An 18,970-nucleotide genomic window follows, 5' to 3' on the forward strand; every position below is an offset into this window, starting at 1 on the left:
CCATTGGGGGGTCAAATGCGTTTCGGCGTGCTCGGAACTGTGGAGGCGTGGCGGGGGGATGACCGCCTGGATGTGGGGACGCCACGCAACAGGGAGGTTCTCGCCCGGCTGCTGCTGTCGCCAGGGAGGGTCATTCCCGTCGACCAGCTCATCGACGATCTTTGGGAAGGCTGCCCGCCACCGCAGGCGCTGTCCTCACTGCGGACGTTCATCTGCCGGCTGCGTCGCGTGGTCGAGCCGCCCGCCCGGGAACCCGGCCGGCCGTCCGTGCTGATCACCGAGCCGCGCGGCTACGTGCTGCGCGTGGACGAGGCGGCGCTCGACTCGGCCATGTTCGAGCGGCTGCTGCGGCAGGCGAGGGTGGCCGCCGAGCCGCGTACCGCCCTCGATCTGATCGACGAGGCGTTCGGCCTGTGGCGCGGTCCGGCCTACGCCGAGTTCGCGCACACCCTGTGGGCGCGGGGAGAGGTGAGCAGGCTGCAGGAACTCCGTCTCGGGGCGACGGAACACCGGCTCGGCACCCTGCTCGGCCTGGGGCGGCACGCCGAGGCCGTACCCGAGCTGGAAGCGCACGCGCGCGCCCAGCCCACCCGGGAGGAGGGCTGGCGGCTGCTCGCACTGGGCCTGTACCGCTCGTCCAGGCAGGGCGACGCCCTCGCCGCGCTCAGCGAGGCACGTCGCTATCTGGCCGGGGAACTGGGCGTTGATCCGGGGCCTGAACTGCGCAAGCTTGAGGCGGACATCCTCGCGCAGACCTCCGAGCTCGACCTGCCGCCGGCACCGGTGGCGATCAGGAAACCGGTCGTCCGCCTGCGCTGCCTCGGCCGCGACGATCAGCTCGCGGCCGCCGGAGCGGCCATGGCCGCCGCCGAGTCCGGCACCGGCGGCAGCCTGCTCTACGACGGCGTCCCGGGCGCCGGCAAGACCCAGCTGCTGAGAGGGGTGGAGGCACTGGCCGACATGCGCGGATTCCAGACGGCGTGGGCGCAGGCGCACCCGCTTGAGCGCGAGTACGAGTACGGCGTCGCCCGGCAGATCTTCGAACCGATCCTGTACTGCCTGCCGGCGCAGGAGCGGCGGCGGCTGCTCGGCGGGACGGTCGAGCCCGCGGCCGACATCGTCTGGCACAACCGGCCGTCCTCGGGCGGCCCCGACGCGCTGCACGCGCTCTACCGTCTCGCCGTCCGGCTCGCGGAGCGCGTGCCGCTGCTGATCGCCATCGATGACCTGCAATGGTGCGACCTCGGCTCGTTGCGCTGGCTGGCCTACCTGGCCAGGCGCGTCGAGCGTGTCCCCCTCCTGGTCACCGCGACCAGGGCGACCGGGATCCCCGCCGGCGACGATCAGCTGCTCGAGTCGCTTTGCTCGATCTTCGGCCTCGTACGCCTGGGTGGCCTGCCCGGCGAGGCGGCGACGGCCCTCGCCACCGAGTTGTTCGGCACGGAACCGGAGCCCGCGTTCATCGCCTCGTGCCTGCGTGAGACGGGCGGCAACACGCTTCTGCTCACCGAGCACATGAAGGCGCGGGGCGCGGGCAAGAGGTCCACCTCCATCGAGCGGTGGGTGGCCGGCCTGCTGCGCCACGCGGGTCCCGGGGCGAGCGCGCTGGCCATGGCGGTCGCGATGCTCGACCACGCGGCCGAGTTCCATGCCGTGGCCGACCTGGCCGGTCTGCCCGATAACCAGGCGGCCGCCGTCCTGTCGGCGCTGGTCGGCATGGGGATCCTGAGCGACGGCTCGCCGCTGCGGTTCAACCAGCCGGTCGTACGGCAGGCCGTACTCGAAGGCGTGCGGGCCGGTGTTCCGCAGTTTGCCCTCACTCCTTGACGTGGGAATCCAGGAGCTTCGACCAGGAGTCGGAGAGCTTCTCGTACTCGGCCGGGCACCTCGCGGCCCTCTCCTCCGGCAACCCGTCCTCGCCGACCCAGTCGGCGTAGCGCTTGGGGTCGGAGCCGTAGATCCAGCACATGTAGTTGTACGCCCGCTGCTCGTCCATCGAGTGCTCGCCATAGAACGGCAGCGTGGCCCGGTCCTGGTCCCCGGCCGACGCGAAGTAGTAGTTGATCGTCTGGAGGCCCACGGAATCGTCGCCCTGGGCCATGATGAACGCGGACAACTGATCGGCGGCGTCGTCCTCCTTGCCCAGGGCGGGGAGGTCGTAGATGTCGATCACGGCGTGGCCGAGTTCGTGGTACAGCGTGTCGAGGAGATTGGCCTGGCCATGCTCGTCGTTCTCCTCCTCGGACGCGGCCTTGTCGCGGTACCGGTTGAAGCCGTCGGCCACGAGCTCGTAGCACATCGTGATCTTCTTCTCGTCCGGGCTGTAGTAGGCGTTCACCTGGTCGCACTGCTCACCGGCCAGGGTGACGTCGTGCGGCAGTTTGAGCATCCCGTTGAGGCTGGCGGCGAAGCCTTCGAGCACCTTGCCCGGCTTCAGCCGCTCCAGTCCCTCGGTGGCGATCTCGGTGTCCGCCTTGCCGTACTCGGCGATGAACTTTCCCGCGGCTTCCGGTGCGGGTGCGCCCGTCTTGGGGGCGTTCTCCTTGGCCGCCGCGGGCTCGTCCGTGCCGCCGCAGGCGGAGAGCATGGTGGCGAGCAGCAACGCGCCGGCGCCGATCGTGAACTGATTCCACTTCATCAAGAGTCTCCAGGTCGAAGTCAACCCTTGGATCCTGCAGACACGATCTTGATGATCGATGGACAGCCGGTCTCCGGAGCCGTGCGGATGACCGGCGCCTCCGTCAATGTGCCGTCAATCGGGAGCCCGGAGCGGGCCCTCCTGGCGGCGATTCATCGGCTGGTCATCGGCTGTCCATGGCCTCGGTGAAGGCTGTCGTGACCCATTGCGACAGCACGGAGGAAAAGACATGTCCTGGTACAAGATCGCCCTGAGCGTCTCCGCTCTCACCCTCCTGACCCTGGGTACTGCGGCCTGTGGCTCGGGCGAGACCGCCGCCGTGGCCGACACCAAGGGGTGCAAGGAGATGCAGGCCGTCATGGGGAGCACGGTGACCGAGCTCCAGAAGAGGGCCGGGGACCTTGAGGCGATGAAGCAGCTCTACAGCGACAGCGCGCAGAAGATCAAGGCACTCGACGTCGACGCGAAGGCCAAGGACGCCCAGGCCGCGGTCGTCTCCCTCTACGAGGAGCTGTCGGGGATCAGCACGCCGGAGGAGGCGGACACGTACACCGAAAAGGCCACCGCGACCGTGACGAAGCTGAACTCCGCCTGCACGGCCTGAGGGGAAGCCATGGTGAGCAGACGAACCATCATCAAGGGCGCGGGAGCCGCGCTCGCCATCGGGAGCGCGGCGGCCGCCCACGATCCCGGCGACCGCCTCGCGACCAGGCTCAGGCCGGCGGTGAAGGGCACCGTACTGTTCCCCCGCGACCCCGGCTTCGCGGCGGAACACGCCGGATACAACAGCGTCGTCCGGCACGCCCCCAAGGCGGTCGTGGTGCCCGCCGACGCCGGCGACGTCCGCGCCGCCGTACGCCTGGCGGGCGTGCTCGGGCTGCCCGTCGCCGTGCAGGCCACCGGGCACGGCATCAGCGCGGCCGCCGACGGCGGGATCCTGATCAGCACCCGGCGGCTGAGCTCCGTGAAGATCGACCCGGCCAAGCGCGTCGCCAAGGTCGCCGCCGGCACCAGGATGCGTACGCTCGTCGAGGCCGCCGCCGCCCACGGCCTGGCGACGATCAACGGCTCCTCGCTCGACGTGGGCGCGGTGGGCTACACGCTGGGCGGAGGCCTCGGCCCGTTCGGCCGCAAGTACGGCTACGCCGCCGACCACGTGCGGGCCATTGACCTGGTCACACCGGACGGCCGCCCGCTTCGCCTGTCGCCGGGCAGGCACGCGGACCTGTTCTGGGCGGTTCGAGGGGGCAAGAGCAACTTCGGGGTGGTCACCGGCATGGAGATCGACCTGGTCAAGGTGGCGACCCTGTACGGCGGCGCGCTCTTCTTCTTCGGAGAGGCCGCCCAGCGGGTGGTGCGCGCCTACCCCGCCTGGGCGGCCGGGCTGCCCGAGGAGATGACGACCACGCTGGCGTTCATGCGGCTGCCCAAGGCGCCGACCGTGCCCCCGCCCCTTCAGGACCGGGTGGCGGTACGCCTGACCGCCGCCTACCTCGGACGGGACCATGAGGCCAGGCGGCTGCTCGCGCCGATGCTGGCCGCCGGGCCGGAGCTCGGCACGATGGGCACGCTGCCGTACGAGAAGGTCGGGACGATCTCCAATGATCCGCCCGTGGCGCCTCTGCCGGTCTTCGAGCGCACCGGGCTGCTCCGCCGCCTGGACGCCGCCGCCGTGGAGCGGCTACTGGCCCTGGCGGGCCCGAACGTCAAGCTGCCCTTCGGGGTGATCGAGCTCCGCCAGCTGGGCGGCGCGCTCGCCCGTCCGGCCGCGGTGCCCAACGCCGTGGGACACCGGGACGCCGCCGCCCTGCTGTTCATCGCGAACCCGGCGCCCGCGGACCAGGCCGGAGCGGTGCGCAAGCTGCAACAGCACCTGATGGACGGCTTCAGGCCGCACCTCACGGGAGGCATGGCGGCCAACTTCATGAGCAGCGCCGACCTCGCACCCGAGCAGGTACGCGCGGCCTACACCCCGGCTGACTACAAGCGTCTGACCCGGCTCAAGCGGATCCACGACCCACGCAACCTGTTCCGCGTCAACCACAACATCAGACCGGCATAGCGGCCGTGACCGTACTCCGTCTCCCTGGACGCCCGGTGGACGGGGGCGGTCATCTCCCGTCAACCAGGTGTCGACGCACACCATCCATTCTCTGCTGTCATGACTTATCAGTCCCTTCCGCCTCTTCCGCCAGAACAGGCCCCAGTTCCTCCGCTCCCGGAACCCAAGGGCAGCGTGCTTGAGGTCTTCGAGAAGATCGGGTCGGTCGCCGTGCCGGTCGCCGTGGGCATGTACGCCATGCTCTATCTGGGATTGGCCCAGGTCTACATGGTGTTCGGCATCACCCCCGAGCAGGCCGGCCTGGACCAGGCGACGATCTTCGGCCGGCTCATCGGCACCCTGATCCAGCTCTTCCTGGTGGCCCTGCCCGGGGTGGGGCTGCTCGTCGCGCTGGGCTGGCTGCTCAACCTGGCCACCCGCAGGTCGGTCGGCCGGCTGCTGCACAGGCTCCGCGAGCAGCCGTGGATCGCGGCCGCGGCAGGCGTCCTCATCTCGCTCGTCGCCTACTACGCCTACTTCGGCACGCTCTGGGAACTGTCCGGCGGCACCCTTGTGGTGGCCGTTCTCCTTGTCGCGGTCCTCGGCCTGCTGGTGCCGTTTCGCCTGATGCGCCGGCACAACACCGGCCGGGCCGGGATGAAGGTGCTCACCGGCGCGCTGCTCGGCATCGGGCTGGGGCTGATGCTGGTCGCCCAGATGGTCCAGGGCGCCGTCGACATCGCCGCCAACGGCAACGGCAACGCCCTGCTGCAGACCGTGGGCTTCCAGAACCAGTGGGCCACCGTGGGCGACGGCGACGGCAAGCCTCTGCACAAGGACAACCCGGACGAGAGGTTCCTGCTCCTGGGCGAGAAGGAGGGCGCGTACGTGCTCTACGACTGCGGCAAGCAGGAAACCTTCCGTCGCTCCGTCGAGGGCACCACGCTCGGCCTGATCGAGTTCGACCCGGACTTCTCCGACCCCGAGACCGGCGAGGTCAAGGCCTGCGGTTACGCGCTGGAGGAGGCCGGAACCGGAGAGCAGTAGCCCTTGGGCAGCGTGGATCTGGTGAGCCCCGACACGGCTCACCGATCCTGCCTGCCGATGACGTTGTTCGACCGCCCCGGACCGGCACGCCGTAGCTGCCCGTCTCGCGGGCGGATGATCTTTTTACGACGGATCCGGACAGTACGCGGCGCGTTCATCGCGCGGATCACCTGTCAGACAGCCCGTACGCGCATGCCTGCCGTACAGGCTGACAACACCGATCTCCTACCGGACAGGCCAGCGACCCGGGAGCTTGATTCTCGCCGCACCGAGAACCGCCCCAGCGCTGACCAGGAGTATCGATGAAGGTTACAACGGCCGTCCTGCTGGCTCTCCTGACCGGAGCGCCCGGGACGCCGACGGCACACGCCGGGGCTCTTCCCGCTCTGAACATGGAAGCCACCGTCAAGGCTGCCCAGATCGACCCGCGGCGGGCCGACAACACGTTGACCCCGGGTGCCAAGGCCAGTGTGCTCCTCGTTGAGCGGGCGCTGCGCGACCGGCGTCTCCTCGACACGAAGTGGGTTGACGGGTACTTCGGCACCACAACGGTCACCGCCTACGCCAACTACCAGAAGTCTCTCGGCCTCAGCGGTCTCGACGCCAACGGCCTTCCGGGCAGGACGTCGCTCACCAGTCTCGGAGCCGGCCGCTTCAAGGTCACCCACGTCGTCGACCCCGGTCCCCGGGTGTCCTCCGGCGGTTTCGTCGTCAACACCCGTACGCGAAGCATGCTGACCGAGGCGAAGCGGTTGCTCGGGCGCGACCTCAAGCTGGACCAGGGTTCGTACAACCCCGGCGGTGACCCCACGTCCGCGGGCACCCACGACGGCGGGGGCGTCGTGGACATTTCGGTGGAAGGCATGAACTCCGCCACCCGGACCGCGGTCGTGCGTGGGTTGCGTCGTGTGGGTTTCGCCGCGTGGGTGCGCGATCCCCAGCAGGATGACTGGCCGTGGCACATCCACGCCGTGGCCATCAGCGACACCGCTCTCTCCGGCCAGGCCCAGCACCAGGTCGGTGACTACTACCTCGGTCTCAACGGCCTCGCCGGCCGTGGTCCCGACGACGGCCCGAAGGTGACCATCCGCACCTGGGAGGAGTACCAGCGCCGGTGACTCCGCCGAAACGCAGCGACCCCCGACACCACGGACAGAAGGAGAACAGCATGACCACGCTCACCAGGATCCTGACCGCGGCGACCGCGGCGATGGCGCTCGGCGGAACGGTACTCGCCGCCACCTCAGCCCCCGCGGCGGCCGCGAACCGCAACGGCGTCTGCGAAACCGGCGAATTCTGCTACTACTTCAACAGCAACAACCAGGGATCCGTCTCCGACTTCACCGGATCAGTAGGCGACTACGCCACCAAACAACCGTCCTGCTTCGACTTCAAGGGACCGGGCGCCGGCAAAGGCAAATGCGTCAAGAACTCCGCCGCCTCCGTCTGGAACCGCAGCACCAAAACCGTCCGCGTCTACTTCAACAGCGGCCACACCGGCAAGTTCCAGGACTTCGCCGCCGGCGCCAGAGGCAACCTGAACCCCACCCTCAAGAACCAGAACGCCTCACACCTGTTCGGCCCGTCGTCGTCCACGCCACGCGCCATCATGTCGTTCTCGCTGTACGCGGCCAGCGGCCGGATCTCCACCGGCTACGACGGCTACAAGAACACCCCCGGCCGGCACGAGGGCATCGACATCGTCCGGGGCCTGGGCGCCAACGTCCGCTCCTTGGTGGCAGGCCAGATCATCAACGTCAGGCAGGGGGCCCGCGGCGGGTCGGGACTTTCCACCATCGCCATCTACATGGCCTCGCTGAACAAGACGGTGATCTACCTGCACACCGACCCGCTGGACTCCTTGCGCGTGGGCCAGCAGGTCAGGCGCGGTCAGCTCCTCGGCACGGAGTCCTGGCACGGGGTGTCGAAGAAGTCGTCCGCGCACACCCACGTAGAAATGCGCCCCGGACGCCATCTGCGGGCGGCCAAGAGCGTCAAAGACTGGAACCTGCAGAACCCGAACCCGGGCCCGTTCTGGAACTCCCAGGGCTACACCGTCCGATAGTGAGGATCACACCTGTGCTCACCCGAACCGTACGGCTGATCTCCGCGATGGCGCTCGGCGGGACCATGCTCGCCGCCACCTCAGCCCCCGCGTCGGCCGCGAACCGCAACGGCGTCTGCGAAACCGGCGAATTCTGCTACTACTTCAACAGCAACAACCAGGGATCCGTCTCCGACTTCACCGGATCAGTAGGCGACTACGCCACCAAACAGCCGTCCTGCTTCGACTTCAAAGGACCAGGCAACGGCAAAGGCAAATGCGTCAAGAACTCCGCCGCCTCCGTCTGGAACCGCAGCACCAAAACCGTCCGCGTCTACTTCAACAGCGGCCACACCGGCAAGTACCAGGACTTCGCCGCAGGCGCCAGAGGCAACCTGAACCCCACCCTCAAGAACCAGAACGCCTCACACCTGTTCCTGACGTCCAAGCCGCCGATCACCGGGTGCAAGTCCGACGGCACGGACACCAGGCTGCCCACGACGATCCTCGTGTACCGCAAGTCCATCAATCGCGTGGAACGGGTGGACTTCAAGACGTACGTCAAGAACGTCCTGCCCAACGAGTGGGTGTCGAGCTGGCCCAGGGAGTCCCTCAGGGCCGGGGCGCTGGCCGTAAAGAACTTCGGCTGGTACTGGGCGATGCGCTCGAACCGCAAGACCCCGAGCGGGCAGTGCTTCGACGTCTATGACCACACGTCGAGCCAGGTGTACAAGCCCGGTTCCGCGAAGGCGGCGACCAGCGCCGCGGTGGACGCGACCTGGGGCATCCGGCTGACCCGCGGCGGGAAGATCTTCAAGGCCCAGTACTGCTCGACGACGACGGCGTGCGGCAACTGGGTCAACGGGGACTGGATGTCGCAGAAGGGCTCGCGCGACAAGGCCAAGGCGGGCTGGAACTACGCCAGGATCCTCCGGAGCTACTACACGGGGATCGGTATCGGCTCCTGATTCCCCTCTCGCTTCCCCGCCGCGTCACGCGCGGCGGGGAACTAACGTTTGTTCACGATGATCTGGAAGGTGACCGGCCGGCTACCGGGGAACACGACCGTTCCCGAAGCGTCCACCATCTTGAACCCCGCGTAACACAGTCCCGGCTTCATCGGCGTCGTGATGTCGGTCTGGATCTCGACCATCTCACCGGGTTGCGTGTCCTTGATCGGCACGTCGGCGACGGTCCGGCACTGATCGGCTTGCTGCGCCGGTTCGAGCCGCCGGAGCGAGTACCCCTTCCACGGCACGCTCCCGGCGTTCTTGAACCGCCACACCTTGGTCAGGGTCTCGCCGGTGCCGACGTGCATGCAGTCGGGGAGCGTGACGTCCGCGACGAACACGGCCGCGTCGTCCTTGTACAACGGCGAGGCGGGCGGCGGGTTGCCCACCCGTACCGGGCAACCGGTCGAAGTCAGCGCGATCGACGCGCCGGCGGCCGGAGGGTTCGGGCCGGCCCCGGCGGGTGTGGAGCCGCGATTGAGCACGACCACCACGAGGACCACCGCCCCCAGCACGACGGCGCCCGCCGCCGCGATCACGGCCGCGCGCGCCGGCCGGAACCGCCCGGCGCTCCCCCGCACGGAGAGCGGCGGGGGAATCTCGCCCGCGTTCCAGGGCTCTCGCGGTTCGGTGACGCGGCCCGCCGAGGTGTCCTGGCCCGCCGAGGTGTCCGCGCGGGGTTCCGCGGCGCTCGCGGACCTGACCGTCAGGTTCGCCCGTTCCCAGTGGTCGCGGTACGCGGCCGGGTCCCCGCCGCACGCCTTGACGAACTCGACGGTGGTCTCCCAGCTCGGGAGCCGGTTGCCCTTGACGGCTTCATGCAACGTCGTGTGGGAGATCGCCCCCGACCGGCCGGACATTTCCCGAAAAGGTGGGTTGCCGACAGAGTTGCGCAGTTCCCGCAGGGACGCCGCGAAGTCCTCGATCGCCTCCGCACGTGCACGCCTGTCGTCCACCGTGCGAAGCTAACAGCACCCACGGTCCTCACTCAACCCACCCTTATGTCACGCGCGCCTCGATCCCGTCCAGCAGACTGCGCAGCCCGAGGTCGAACGCCATCGCCGAGGCCTCGGCGGCGCTGCGGCTCAGACCGCCTTCCGTCCAGGCGCGCGCGATGGAGGGATAGCGGCCGGCGTCGAAGATCTCCGTCCAGAACGCCTGCCGCGCCGCCCACCAGTCGGGGTCGGACTGGCCGCTGACCTGCTCGGCGTACGCGTGTTCCGCCTGCGCGCCGGCCGCGGCGTCCACGAAGGTCACGATCGCGTCGGTCGCGGCCGTCGCCTGAACGGCGTCGAGGCCGGTGCCCGACAGCGCGGACAGCAGGTACTCCTGCCGGGCCAGCAGGCCGGGGCCCAAGGGCGGACGCACGGTCGAGATCTCGCGGAGCCAGGGATGGCGGCCGTGCAGCGCCGAGGCCCGGCCCGCGTACAGCTCCACCTGAGCTCGCCAGCCGTCCGGCCGGGGATCCGTGCCGTACGGCAGCGCCAGCTCACACCACGTGGCGTCCACCATCAGGTCGATCAGCTCGGCCTTGCCGGGCACGTGCGTATACAGCGACATCGTGCCGACGCCCAGTTCGCCGGCGACCTTGTCCATGGTCGTGGCCTCAAGCTGGTCGCGGTCGGCCACGGCGATCGCCGCGGTGACGATCTGTTCGAGCGTGATCTTCGGTGGCCGTCCCCGGGTGGGCCGGTCACCCCCCACGGCGGCGCCACGCCACAGCAGCCGCAGGGTCGCGCCGGGATCGCCGCCGCCGCTGCGTTCCATCACATCTCCTCGCGTCCCATTTCCCGTATACGATACGGTATTGTTTAACCGTAGGTGGTACGGAAATTCGAGAAGGGCGGGGACGATGCGAGTACTGGTGACCGGCGCGACCGGCAACGTAGGGCGGCTGGTGACGAAGGGACTGGCCGGCGCGGGCGTGGAGGTGCGCGCCCTGACGCGGGATCCGGCCAGGGCGCAGCTGCCCGGCGGTGTCGACGTCGTGGCGGGCGACCTCACGCGACCGCACACGGTGCGACCGGCCATGGCCGACGTCGACCGGATGTACCTCTTCCCCGAGGCCTCCACGGCACGAGAGGTGGTCGCGCTGGCGACGCGGGCGGGGGTGCGGCGCGTGGTGGTGTTGTCATCAGGCGCGGTGACCGGCGGCTACGACACGACGTTCCACCTGCCCGTGGAGCGGGCGGTCGAGGAGTCAGGCCTGGAGTGGACACACGTACGGCCGGGCGAGTTCGCGGCGAACAAGCTGTCGCTGTGGGGCCCGTCGATCCGGGCGGAACGGGTGGTGCGGGACGCCCATCCCGATTCCGGCTGGTTTCCCGTGCACGAGCAGGACATCGCCGACGTGGCGCTCGCGGCCCTGCTGGAGGACGGTCACGCCGGCAACGCCTACGACGTCAACGGGCCGGAACTGATCAGCCTCCGTGACCAGGTGCGCGCCATCGCGGCGGCGATCGGCGAGGAGATCCGCTTCGAGGAGCTCAGCCCGGCCGAGGCCCGGAAGGTGTACCTCGCGCAGGGCGGGTTCGCCGCGGAGGCCGCGGACTTCCTGCTGGGCTTCACCGACTACGCCGGAAACCCGGCCGACCCGGACGCGGCATCGGATTTCGATCCGGCGGAGCTGGGCCCGCTGCCCACGGCGGAGGTCGTCACCGGCCGGCCGGCTCGGACGTTCGCGCAGTGGGCCCGCGACCATGCCGCCGCCTTCCGCGACCTCGCCGGAAGGCCCGCTTGAGTGGCTACCGGGCGGCGTTCATGGTCGTGCTGATCCAGCCGGTAGGTGCCTTCTAGTCCTCGCCGCCGAGCCAGTCGAGGTTCTCGGTGAGGAAGCGCAGGGAGTCACGGACCGCCTGGGTCAGGACGTGCTCCGGCCCCAGAACCAGCTCGTGGCCGGGGAGCGCCATCTCGAACTGCCGGAGCGCACGTTCGTGATCTCCGATCTTCTCGTAGGCGAACCCCAGGTCGCGCCTGGCCCCGAAGGTCTTCGGATCCTCCTCGCCCAGCAGCGTGGCGAACCCCTCAACGGCCTCCACGTACAACGGAACGGCACGTTTCATGTCATCGACGGATTGATAGGCGCTCGCGAGATCTTGGCGAGCGTCCATCGTTTCCGGGTGGTCGCGGCCGAAGAGCCGGTAGCTGTCGGCGAGGACGCGCTTGAAGTGGGGGATGGCGCGATAGGGCTGTCTCGCCTGTTCGAAGGCGAGCGCCAGGTCCCGGCGCGCGTCCAGGGTTCTGCGGTGGCCGTCGCCCTGTACCCGCTCCCTGGCGGCCAGGACCTCCTCGAACATCCGCAGGGCGCGGTCGAGCCCGCCGCTCAGCGAGTAGGCGCCGGCGAGGTCGCCCCGGACGTCCAGCGTGCTCGGATGGTCGGGGCCCAGCGCGCGTTCCCGGTCTTCCAGCAGCTTCTCCAGCAACGGGATGGCCTTCGCGTAGTCCTTGGCGCTCAGGTAGGCGTCCGCGAGCCCCTCGCGGTTGGCGAGCCGGTCGGGGTGCAGGTCGTCGAGGACCCGTTCGCTGTCCTCCACGACGGCTTCCAGCATGGCGAGCGCGCCGTCCTCGTCCCCGATCCGCGCGAGGACGTCCGCCAGGTTGAAACGGGCGAGGAGGGTGTCCGGGTGATCGGTGCCGAGCTCCCGCTCCCGCTCCTCCAGGTTCCTCTGCAGCAGCGCGGCCGCCCGTTCCTCGTCGCCGGTCAGCGAGCAGGCGAGCGCGAGGTTGTTGCGGACCGCGAGGGTATGGCCGTGCGCCGGGCCGAGTACCGCTTCGCACGCCGAGAGGGCCTGCTCGAAGAGAGGTATCGACGTCGCCTGGTCGCCCGCGCGGTAGTGGGCGTTGGCCAGATCGTGGCGGCTCTGGAGCGTGAGCGGGTCGTGGGGTCCGAGCAGCCGTTCCCGGTCGGCCAGGAGCTGTTCGAACAGGACCGTGGCCTGGGCGTGGTCGGCCGCCGCCTGGTGGGCGTGCGCGAGGTGGCGGCGGCTCTCGAAGGTGAGCGGGTCGTTACGGCCGTGCCTGGCCTTGCGGTCGGCGAGGTTCGCCTTGAGCAGCGCGACGGCGTCACCCAGCTCCCCCGCGTCCTGGCAGGCCACGCCGAGGGCGTCACGGACGTACAGCGTGACCGGATGGACGGCGCCGTAGAGCCGCCGCGCCGACTCCAGCGCACGGTCCAGGAGGTTGACGGCCCGCAGGACGTCGCCCTGCTCGCCGAGGAACACGGACGTGTGCCACAGGAGAAAGGGCAGGGCCAGGCCCTCGGCCTCCTTCGGTGTCCTGGACACCAGCGTGGTGATGTGCGGGAGCAGCGCGCGTACCTCCGCCCGGGCCTCCGGGGGACCCGTGTCCGCGGGGAAGGCGAGTTCGAGCAGGATCGCCGCACGGTCCCTCGCGACGCCGGGCGCCTGCCCCTCCGCCGTCCGGGTGACGTCCTGGACGAGCCGGTGCACGGTCACGAATTCAGAGGTCAGGCCGACCATGTTGTAGGCGTCGAGGCGGCCGAGAGCCTCCTCGACGTCGAGGGGGTCGCACAGCGCCCGTGTCGTGCTCCAGCCGTCGCGGTCGCGGCGTTCCCACGGACGCCGCCGCCGGTAGAGCGGTTTGGGCTCGGTCAGGGCCCGGAATATGGTCCGGGGGACGGGTTCCGGGCCGAGCCACGCCAGGATCGCGAGCAGGTCGCCGGGCAGCGGGGAGCGTAAGCCGATCGTGTCGAGGGTCGTCTTCCAGACCTGGGCGATCGTCGCGCGGCCCGCGGAGCCTTCGGCCGTGCTGTCGTGGAGGCGGGCCGGCCGCTCGCGCAGGAGCCGCAGGTACGCCTCGGGGGTGAGGCCGGTCTCCTGGAGATAGGCGCCCGCCTGCTCGATCGCCAGCGGAAGCCCGCCGAGATGGGCGACGAGGCCCGCCGCGCCCGGCCAGGCGCCGGCCTGACCGGGCGGGGCGAAGGAGAGGAGCAGTTCGAGCGAGGCCGCCTCGCCCAGAACATCCAGGTGAACGGTGTCGGCGCCGAGGGTGTGCCAGCCATGCGCCAGCCGGCTCGTAATGATCATCCGTCCGTCGCCGGCGACCGCGGCCAGATCGCCGAGCACGCCGGGGCCCGGAGCGTTGTCGCAGATCAGTAACCAGCCGGAGTGGCAGGCCAGCCAGGCCTTCGCCCGGAGTGTGAGCGCCTGCGCGGGCAGCCCTCCGAGCTCCGGCTGCAGCGCGACCGCCAGATCGGCCAGACCAGCCGACACCGTCTCCTCGGTGTCGGACACGATCCACCAGACCATCTGGTAGTGGTCGCGGTACTGCCGCGCGTACCGTGCCGCGAACGTCGACTTCCCGACGCCGCCCATCCCGTGCAGCGCCCGCACCACCACCGGCCTGTCCTCGGCCAGCGTTCCGTGCAGGACCTCCAGGTCCTCCTCACGCCCGACGAACGTGCGCGGTACGGCGGGCACGTTCCCCAGGCCCGGTGGCACCGTGACGCCCTCGACCGGACGCACCGCCTCGATCCGCGTCACCAGCTGCGTGATGTTCACGTGGTCGCCGGTCGTGATGATCCCGTGGTTGTCGCCGTGGAGCTCGACCGACCGTTCGCCACGCGGCGCTGGAACCTCGGTCATCGGCGGCCTCCATCGCGCTGGGCGTCCTGTCCAGGACGCTACCCGTTTCCGGCCCGCGCGCCAGCGACTTCCTAAAGTGCGCGCAACGTTACGATCCCGGTGAGGATCCGGTGGTCGGAGCATGCTTTCGCCCCACACGCGGGTGCCGGCCGCGCGTCGCCCGATGACGAAGCGGCCACGTACTCGCTGTCGTGCGTGAAGATCATGTCAATCTTCGTTCCGGTACGGCACGGGCCGCCGACGCCGGCCTCCTGGAGCGTGCCCTCCCCGTAGCCGGGGCAGGCGGCGGCGTCGGCGTCGTCCACCTCGCGGAAATGGCCGGTGTTGCCGTCGTTGTTCGGGGTGTCCACCTGGGGGGAGTAGAAGCGGTTCATCCGCGCGAAGTCGGGGGCGGCGTTGAAGTCGCCCGCGACGATGACCTGGTCACCGGCTGCCCGGTAAGCGTCCATCCGATCGAAGATCGCGGTGAGCTGGGGAAGGCGGAAGGCGTCGACGAAGGTGGAGTGCGTCGTGCAGAAGCGCAGGCGGGCCTGCTCACGCAACGGCGCGCAGAGCAGCTTGCGCACCTCGTTGCCGTCGTCGGGAAGGGTGATCCGGTCGGCCGCGCCGAGCGGCTTCTTGCTGAACAATCCGATGCCGTAGGCCTTTCCCTGACACGGCCCGCCCGCCTTACCGGGGATCGTCGCCTCGAACCGGGCGAAGTTGGCCGGATCCTCCGGCCAGCCGGCGGCGCGCAGACGCTGGATGAGGGCGTCGAACTGCTGCTGGCACAGCTCGTTGACCGAGGCGAACACCGCCCCGCTCCCGGTGATGGAGGAGACGGCCGCGGGGATGAGCCCGTCGGTGGTGGATCCCTTGTGCATGGTGTTGCCGGCGACATTCCAGTGCCAGACCCGATAGGAGACCGCGGCCTGCGCCGGAACCCCGGCCAGCGACGTCAACAAGGTGGCGGCGACCAGAGCCCAGGACAGCTTTCGCACGATCATCCCTTCTCCGAGTGATCCACCACCTTTTCACTGGACCTGTCGGGGTTTCAATGTCGCGTACCCCACCAGCAGGTCCGCCACCTGCTTGGGGCGGCTGAGCGCGACGCAGTGGCTGCCCGCGATCTCGTCGGGAACGATGCCCAGGCGGTCGGCCGCCAGGCGGCGCATGAAGCCGGGCGGGAAGAAGCGGTCCTCGGTGCAGAGCACGAACCTCGTCGGCACGTCCGGCCACGCGGCCAGCGGCCAGGGAGTGGCCGACGCGGTGCCCGACGGGTGCGCGCGCTCCTTGCCCAGAGCCTCCCGCGCCAGCTCTCTCGGTACGTCGTGGTAGAAGCTCACGTACGGATCCGCGTTGCCGGTCAAGCCGCCATCGCGCTCGGCCTGCTCCTCCACCGCGCTCTGGTAGCCGGTGCCGGCCCACCAGTCATCCGGCGACTCACCCGGCGACGGGATCATGCCGGCCAGCAGGACCAGCGCGTCGACGGGCAACCGATCGGCGACCAGCGTGGCGGTGAACGCGCCGAAGGAGTGGCCCACGACGACCAGGTTCCGCCTGTCACCGACGGCCTCGATCACGGCGTCGGCGTAGTCCGCCAGGGTCTTCGACTCGTCATCGCCCGGAAGGTCGGGAGCCAGCACATCGTGCCCCCGCGCTCGTAGCTCGGCCTCCACCAGGTGCCAGGACCACCCGACGTCTCCCCCGCCATGAATCAACACGAATGTGCTTGTCATACCGGCCACACTAAGGCCACGAGGCCATCACGAAAAGCGATGGTTACCGATCAACTCAATCGAAAGAAGCGATGTAGACGTCAGCCCGGCAGCAGGTGCGACACGAGGGCGTCGCGACCGGGGCGGCGACGACCACCCTGAGCGCCACTCTCGTCGATCTCGAACCGTCCCGTGGGCGGGCGGGCGTCATCACCTCGGTAGCTCCCCTGACCGGGCTCGCCCTCGGCGAAGCTCCTGGCCGGCGCGGGAACCGTGCAAGACCCACGGATCACGAGGTACGGCCCCGCTCCAGACCGAGGACATGGTGTGACGTTGCGGATGGCAGGGTGCCGCCGGCCGAACTGGATGCCGTCATCGACGCGGCTTGAGCGGGTCCCCGGCTTCGACGCGGACTGACGGCGAGGGGTTACGCGATGAGCAGCAGCGTGCCGATCACCAGCATCACCGCCGCCGTGGCGGCGTGGACGCCGTAGGCGGTCGCCTTGGGGCCGTTGCTGCGCAGCACGACCACCGCGTCGCCCACGGGTATGACGCCGGCGGCCAGCATGAACCAGCCCAGCAGGTGAGTCGTCCCGCCGACCAGCGCGATGAGGATCAAGAGCCCCGCGCCGATGTCGCGCACGGCCTTGACGGACAACCAGGCCTGGAAGGTGCGGTCCTCGGTAGGCGTGCCGGGGATGCCGAAGCCGGCGGCGGCCTGCGGCGCCCAGAAGAAGCTGGCGCCCATGAAGATGACGCCCGCGCCGATCAGTCCGGCGAGCACGGTGGCGATGGTGCTGAGCATGAGTGGTCCTCTCGATCCGTTCCTAGCAGCGCTAGATATGGTAGCGACTGTATTACTATCGCAGACACGATGTCTAGCGTTGCTAGAATGTCTCCATGTCCGCCATCACCAAGCGCCGCGAACGTGAACGCGCCCAACGCCATCAGCTGATCATCACGGCCGCCCGCGAACTGGCCGAGGCCGAAGGATGGGAGGCGGTGACCACGCGAAGGCTGGCCGATCGCGTCGAGTACAGCCAGCCCGTGCTCTACAGCCACTTCAACGGCAAGGACGCCATCCTGCGCGCCGTCGCACTCGAAGGCTTCGGTGAACTCGCGGACCGCCTGCGCGATGCCCGGCTGGCCGCCCCCGAGCCGCCTCAGGCCCTGCACGCCGTCTGCCGCGCCTACCTGGAGTTCGCGAGCGGGCAACCCGCCCTCTACCAGGCCATGTTCGTCCTGCCGACCGACGTGAAGTTCGGGCACGCCGAGACGCCGCCCGCGCTGCGCGCCGGTTTCGAGGAGTTCGTGAACTGCTTCCGCCCGGACAACCCGCGACGGGAGCTGTATGCCGAGGTCACCTGGAGCGCGTTGCACGGCATGGCCGCCCTGGCGGAGAGCGGCCGCATCCCCCCGGACGGCCAGCCGGAGCGGCTCGACCTCCTCGTCACCCAGATCACCGGCAGCTAAGTCCTGCCATCGCTCATGGCGATCACCTTGATCGGAAACCATCGCTTTTCGTAATACGCCGGCTCACCTAGCGTCATCGGTATGACGACGTTGGAGCCGGCCCCCGAGCAACTGTCCAGTCCGCGCGGCACACCCCTGACGGCGCTCAGCTGGGCGGACGTACGCACGCGGGTGGCCGGGGCGGGCGACTACCTGCTCGCCACCACCGACCGGGACGGGCGGCCGCACGTGGTGCCGGTGCTGGCCGTATGGCTCGAAGGAACGGTCTGTTTCGTCACCTTCCGGCAGTCCCGCAAGGCCCGCGACCTCGTGCGGAACAACGGCTGCGCGATCACCGTGCCCGGTCCCGATGCCGACGTGGTTGTCGAAGGCACCGCCCATCTCGTCCGGGACGCGGCCCGGCTGCGACACGTCGCGGAGCTGTTTCCGCCCAAGTATCCGTGGTGGCATCCGTTCGTCAGGGACGGCGAGTTCTACGATCCGGCCGACACCGCGCTCAGCGACCCTCGGCACGTGTACGCGATCGAGCCGGCGCGGGTGTTCGCGTTCGGCAAGGAGAACGGGTTCAGCGCTACCCGCTGGCGCTTCTAGAACGAAAGGAAGCACACCCATGACCACGATGACCGACGACGAATGGCGATCCTTCGTCACAGCGGGAACAAGGCTCGGCCACATAGCCCTCACCCGCGCCGACGGGCGGCCCCACGTCACCCCGGTCTGCTTCGTCCTCGACGGAGACGAACTCGCCTTCGCGCTTTCGCCCGGGAGCGTCAAGGGGAAAAGCCTGGCGCGTGACCGGCGCGTCGCGGTCTGCGTCAGCGACGATCGGCAACCGTACAGCTTCGTGTCCATCGAAGGACAGGCACGAACCTCTGCCGAACCAGAGCAGGTCAAACGCGTGGCGGCGGGTATCGCCGACCGCTACTACCCCACGCGGCCCGCGGAGGGCGTCGCCGAATCATTCGTGCGCGAAGGCTTCACCGCGGTACGCATCAGCATCACCAACGTCATCGCCCGATCCGGCCTCGGTTGAAGCCGGGCCGGAACCCCGCGGAGACGGCAGAAGGCGGCATCCTCGCCGGATGCCGCCTTCGGCGTGTTCGCGTGCCTAGCGCCGGTCCTTCGAGTCAGGTGTGACCGCGTCCTTGACGTTCTTGGCCGCGTCCTTGACCTTCTCGCCGGCCTGCTTGAGCTTGCTCTTGCTCTGGTCGGCCCGGCCTTCGGCCTCAAGTCGCTCGTCGTCGGTCGCGCGGCCGACGCCTTCCTTGACCTTGCCGCCGAGTTCCTCGGCCTTGTTGTCGATCTTGTCGTCCAGGCCCATGTCGATCCCCCTAGGTCTCGCCGTCTCGAACCTTTCCCCTGTCCCCAGAATCGGGACGCAAACGCGGTGACACGACCATGACGCGGCGCGGACGAA

19 protein-coding genes are annotated in these 18,970 nt (G+C 69.5%); 11 read left to right on the forward strand and 8 right to left on the reverse strand.

Features of this window, described 5'->3' with window-relative positions; all coding sequences use genetic code 11:
- Window positions 1-27: 27 nt before the first annotated feature.
- Window positions 28-1,827 carry a BTAD domain-containing putative transcriptional regulator gene (locus ACIBKY_RS41655; protein WP_397105908.1) on the forward strand — a complete coding sequence of 600 codons (1,800 nt, stop codon included), beginning with the start codon at window positions 28-30 and terminating at the stop codon, window positions 1,825-1,827.
- On the opposite strand, the gene ACIBKY_RS41660 is transcribed toward ACIBKY_RS41655, so the two are convergent.
- Window positions 1,817-2,638 carry a DUF4344 domain-containing metallopeptidase gene (locus tag ACIBKY_RS41660; protein WP_397105910.1) on the reverse strand — a complete coding sequence of 274 codons (822 nt, stop codon included), beginning with the start codon at window positions 2,636-2,638 and terminating at the stop codon, window positions 1,817-1,819. The two genes, ACIBKY_RS41655 and ACIBKY_RS41660, sit on opposite strands and share 11 nt — an antisense overlap.
- Before the next feature lie 229 nt (window positions 2,639-2,867).
- Between ACIBKY_RS41660 and ACIBKY_RS41665 the strand changes: the two genes are divergently transcribed.
- The 6 genes from ACIBKY_RS41665 (at window position 2,868) to ACIBKY_RS41690 (ending at window position 8,738) form a co-directional block, all read left to right on the forward strand.
- Complete coding sequence (locus tag ACIBKY_RS41665; RefSeq protein WP_397105912.1) at window positions 2,868-3,242, forward strand: hypothetical protein; 375 nt, start codon at window positions 2,868-2,870, stop codon at window positions 3,240-3,242.
- Window positions 3,243-3,251: 9 nt separating this feature from the next.
- Complete coding sequence (locus ACIBKY_RS41670) at window positions 3,252-4,700, forward strand: FAD-binding oxidoreductase (RefSeq protein ID WP_397105914.1); 1,449 nt, start codon at window positions 3,252-3,254, stop codon at window positions 4,698-4,700.
- Between the two features lie 174 nt (window positions 4,701-4,874).
- Entirely contained in the window at window positions 4,875-5,726 is an 852-nt protein-coding gene (locus tag ACIBKY_RS41675) for a hypothetical protein (protein ID WP_397105915.1), read from the forward strand.
- A 302-nt stretch (window positions 5,727-6,028) separates the two neighbouring features.
- Window positions 6,029-6,844: a peptidoglycan-binding protein gene (locus ACIBKY_RS41680; protein WP_397105917.1), complete on the forward strand. Its 816-nt coding sequence runs from the start codon at window positions 6,029-6,031 to the stop codon at window positions 6,842-6,844.
- A 50-nt stretch (window positions 6,845-6,894) separates the two neighbouring features.
- On the forward strand, window positions 6,895-7,791 hold the full coding sequence (locus tag ACIBKY_RS41685) for a peptidase inhibitor family I36 protein (protein ID WP_397105919.1): 897 nt from the start codon (window positions 6,895-6,897) through the stop codon (window positions 7,789-7,791).
- A 14-nt stretch (window positions 7,792-7,805) separates the two neighbouring features.
- On the forward strand, window positions 7,806-8,738 hold the full coding sequence (locus ACIBKY_RS41690) for a SpoIID/LytB domain-containing protein (protein ID WP_397105921.1): 933 nt from the start codon (window positions 7,806-7,808) through the stop codon (window positions 8,736-8,738).
- A gap of 41 nt (window positions 8,739-8,779) precedes the next feature.
- Here ACIBKY_RS41690 and ACIBKY_RS41695 read toward each other — a convergent pair whose 3' ends face one another.
- Complete coding sequence (locus tag ACIBKY_RS41695; RefSeq protein ID WP_397105923.1) at window positions 8,780-9,736, reverse strand: NBR1-Ig-like domain-containing protein; 957 nt, start codon at window positions 9,734-9,736, stop codon at window positions 8,780-8,782.
- A 43-nt stretch (window positions 9,737-9,779) separates the two neighbouring features.
- Complete coding sequence (locus tag ACIBKY_RS41700) at window positions 9,780-10,547, reverse strand: TetR/AcrR family transcriptional regulator (protein ID WP_397105925.1); 768 nt, start codon at window positions 10,545-10,547, stop codon at window positions 9,780-9,782.
- 85 nt (window positions 10,548-10,632) lie between these two features.
- Between ACIBKY_RS41700 and ACIBKY_RS41705 the strand changes: the two genes are divergently transcribed.
- Window positions 10,633-11,520 (forward strand): SDR family oxidoreductase, encoded by an 888-nt coding sequence (locus ACIBKY_RS41705; RefSeq protein ID WP_397105927.1) that lies wholly within the window; start codon window positions 10,633-10,635, stop codon window positions 11,518-11,520.
- 52 nt (window positions 11,521-11,572) lie between these two features.
- Here ACIBKY_RS41705 and ACIBKY_RS41710 read toward each other — a convergent pair whose 3' ends face one another.
- From ACIBKY_RS41710 to ACIBKY_RS41725, 4 genes are all read right to left on the reverse strand, one after another.
- On the reverse strand, window positions 11,573-14,383 hold the full coding sequence (locus ACIBKY_RS41710; RefSeq protein WP_397105928.1) for a tetratricopeptide repeat protein: 2,811 nt from the start codon (window positions 14,381-14,383) through the stop codon (window positions 11,573-11,575).
- Between the two features lie 71 nt (window positions 14,384-14,454).
- Complete coding sequence (locus ACIBKY_RS41715) at window positions 14,455-15,369, reverse strand: endonuclease/exonuclease/phosphatase family protein (protein WP_397105930.1); 915 nt, start codon at window positions 15,367-15,369, stop codon at window positions 14,455-14,457.
- Between the two features lie 27 nt (window positions 15,370-15,396).
- Window positions 15,397-16,101, reverse strand: coding sequence for an alpha/beta fold hydrolase (locus ACIBKY_RS41720; protein WP_397105932.1), 705 nt, complete (start codon window positions 16,099-16,101; stop codon window positions 15,397-15,399).
- 406 nt (window positions 16,102-16,507) lie between these two features.
- Complete coding sequence (locus tag ACIBKY_RS41725) at window positions 16,508-16,885, reverse strand: DUF4267 domain-containing protein (RefSeq protein ID WP_397105934.1); 378 nt, start codon at window positions 16,883-16,885, stop codon at window positions 16,508-16,510.
- Window positions 16,886-16,980: 95 nt separating this feature from the next.
- Between ACIBKY_RS41725 and ACIBKY_RS41730 the strand changes: the two genes are divergently transcribed.
- From ACIBKY_RS41730 to ACIBKY_RS41740, 3 genes are all read left to right on the forward strand, one after another.
- Window positions 16,981-17,553 carry a TetR/AcrR family transcriptional regulator gene (locus ACIBKY_RS41730; protein WP_397105936.1) on the forward strand — a complete coding sequence of 191 codons (573 nt, stop codon included), beginning with the start codon at window positions 16,981-16,983 and terminating at the stop codon, window positions 17,551-17,553.
- An 81-nt stretch (window positions 17,554-17,634) separates the two neighbouring features.
- Window positions 17,635-18,144, forward strand: coding sequence for a pyridoxamine 5'-phosphate oxidase family protein (locus ACIBKY_RS41735; protein ID WP_397105938.1), 510 nt, complete (start codon window positions 17,635-17,637; stop codon window positions 18,142-18,144).
- Between the two features lie 19 nt (window positions 18,145-18,163).
- Window positions 18,164-18,586, forward strand: coding sequence for a PPOX class F420-dependent oxidoreductase (locus ACIBKY_RS41740; RefSeq protein ID WP_397105939.1), 423 nt, complete (start codon window positions 18,164-18,166; stop codon window positions 18,584-18,586).
- Between the two features lie 75 nt (window positions 18,587-18,661).
- Here ACIBKY_RS41740 and ACIBKY_RS41745 read toward each other — a convergent pair whose 3' ends face one another.
- Window positions 18,662-18,874, reverse strand: coding sequence for a CsbD family protein (locus tag ACIBKY_RS41745; RefSeq protein WP_397105941.1), 213 nt, complete (start codon window positions 18,872-18,874; stop codon window positions 18,662-18,664).
- Between the last annotated feature and the right edge of the window lie 96 nt (window positions 18,875-18,970).

Source organism: Nonomuraea sp. NPDC050394, assembly GCF_044459065.1.
GTDB lineage: Bacteria > Actinomycetota > Actinomycetes > Streptosporangiales > Streptosporangiaceae > Nonomuraea.

Excerpts from the sequence above, each read along its gene's own strand:
- ACIBKY_RS41670 (WP_397105914.1), top strand. The coding sequence starts at position 3,252 with ATGGTGAGCAGACGAACCATCATCAAGGGCGCGGGAGCCGCGCTCGCC.
- ACIBKY_RS41715 (WP_397105930.1), bottom strand. The coding sequence starts at position 15,369 with ATGATCGTGCGAAAGCTGTCCTGGGCTCTGGTCGCCGCCACCTTGTTG.
- ACIBKY_RS41665 (WP_397105912.1), top strand. The coding sequence starts at position 2,868 with ATGTCCTGGTACAAGATCGCCCTGAGCGTCTCCGCTCTCACCCTCCTG.
- ACIBKY_RS41730 (WP_397105936.1), top strand. The coding sequence starts at position 16,981 with ATGTCCGCCATCACCAAGCGCCGCGAACGTGAACGCGCCCAACGCCAT.
- ACIBKY_RS41700 (WP_397105925.1), bottom strand. The coding sequence starts at position 10,547 with ATGGAACGCAGCGGCGGCGGCGATCCCGGCGCGACCCTGCGGCTGCTG.
- ACIBKY_RS41720 (WP_397105932.1), bottom strand. The coding sequence starts at position 16,101 with ATGACAAGCACATTCGTGTTGATTCATGGCGGGGGAGACGTCGGGTGG.
- ACIBKY_RS41705 (WP_397105927.1), top strand. The coding sequence starts at position 10,633 with ATGCGAGTACTGGTGACCGGCGCGACCGGCAACGTAGGGCGGCTGGTG.
- ACIBKY_RS41745 (WP_397105941.1), bottom strand. The coding sequence starts at position 18,874 with ATGGGCCTGGACGACAAGATCGACAACAAGGCCGAGGAACTCGGCGGC.
- ACIBKY_RS41740 (WP_397105939.1), top strand. The coding sequence starts at position 18,164 with ATGACCACGATGACCGACGACGAATGGCGATCCTTCGTCACAGCGGGA.
- ACIBKY_RS41685 (WP_397105919.1), top strand. The coding sequence starts at position 6,895 with ATGACCACGCTCACCAGGATCCTGACCGCGGCGACCGCGGCGATGGCG.
- ACIBKY_RS41680 (WP_397105917.1), top strand. The coding sequence starts at position 6,029 with ATGAAGGTTACAACGGCCGTCCTGCTGGCTCTCCTGACCGGAGCGCCC.
- ACIBKY_RS41660 (WP_397105910.1), bottom strand. The coding sequence starts at position 2,638 with ATGAAGTGGAATCAGTTCACGATCGGCGCCGGCGCGTTGCTGCTCGCC.
- ACIBKY_RS41725 (WP_397105934.1), bottom strand. The coding sequence starts at position 16,885 with ATGCTCAGCACCATCGCCACCGTGCTCGCCGGACTGATCGGCGCGGGC.
- ACIBKY_RS41735 (WP_397105938.1), top strand. The coding sequence starts at position 17,635 with ATGACGACGTTGGAGCCGGCCCCCGAGCAACTGTCCAGTCCGCGCGGC.
- ACIBKY_RS41710 (WP_397105928.1), bottom strand. The coding sequence starts at position 14,383 with ATGACCGAGGTTCCAGCGCCGCGTGGCGAACGGTCGGTCGAGCTCCAC.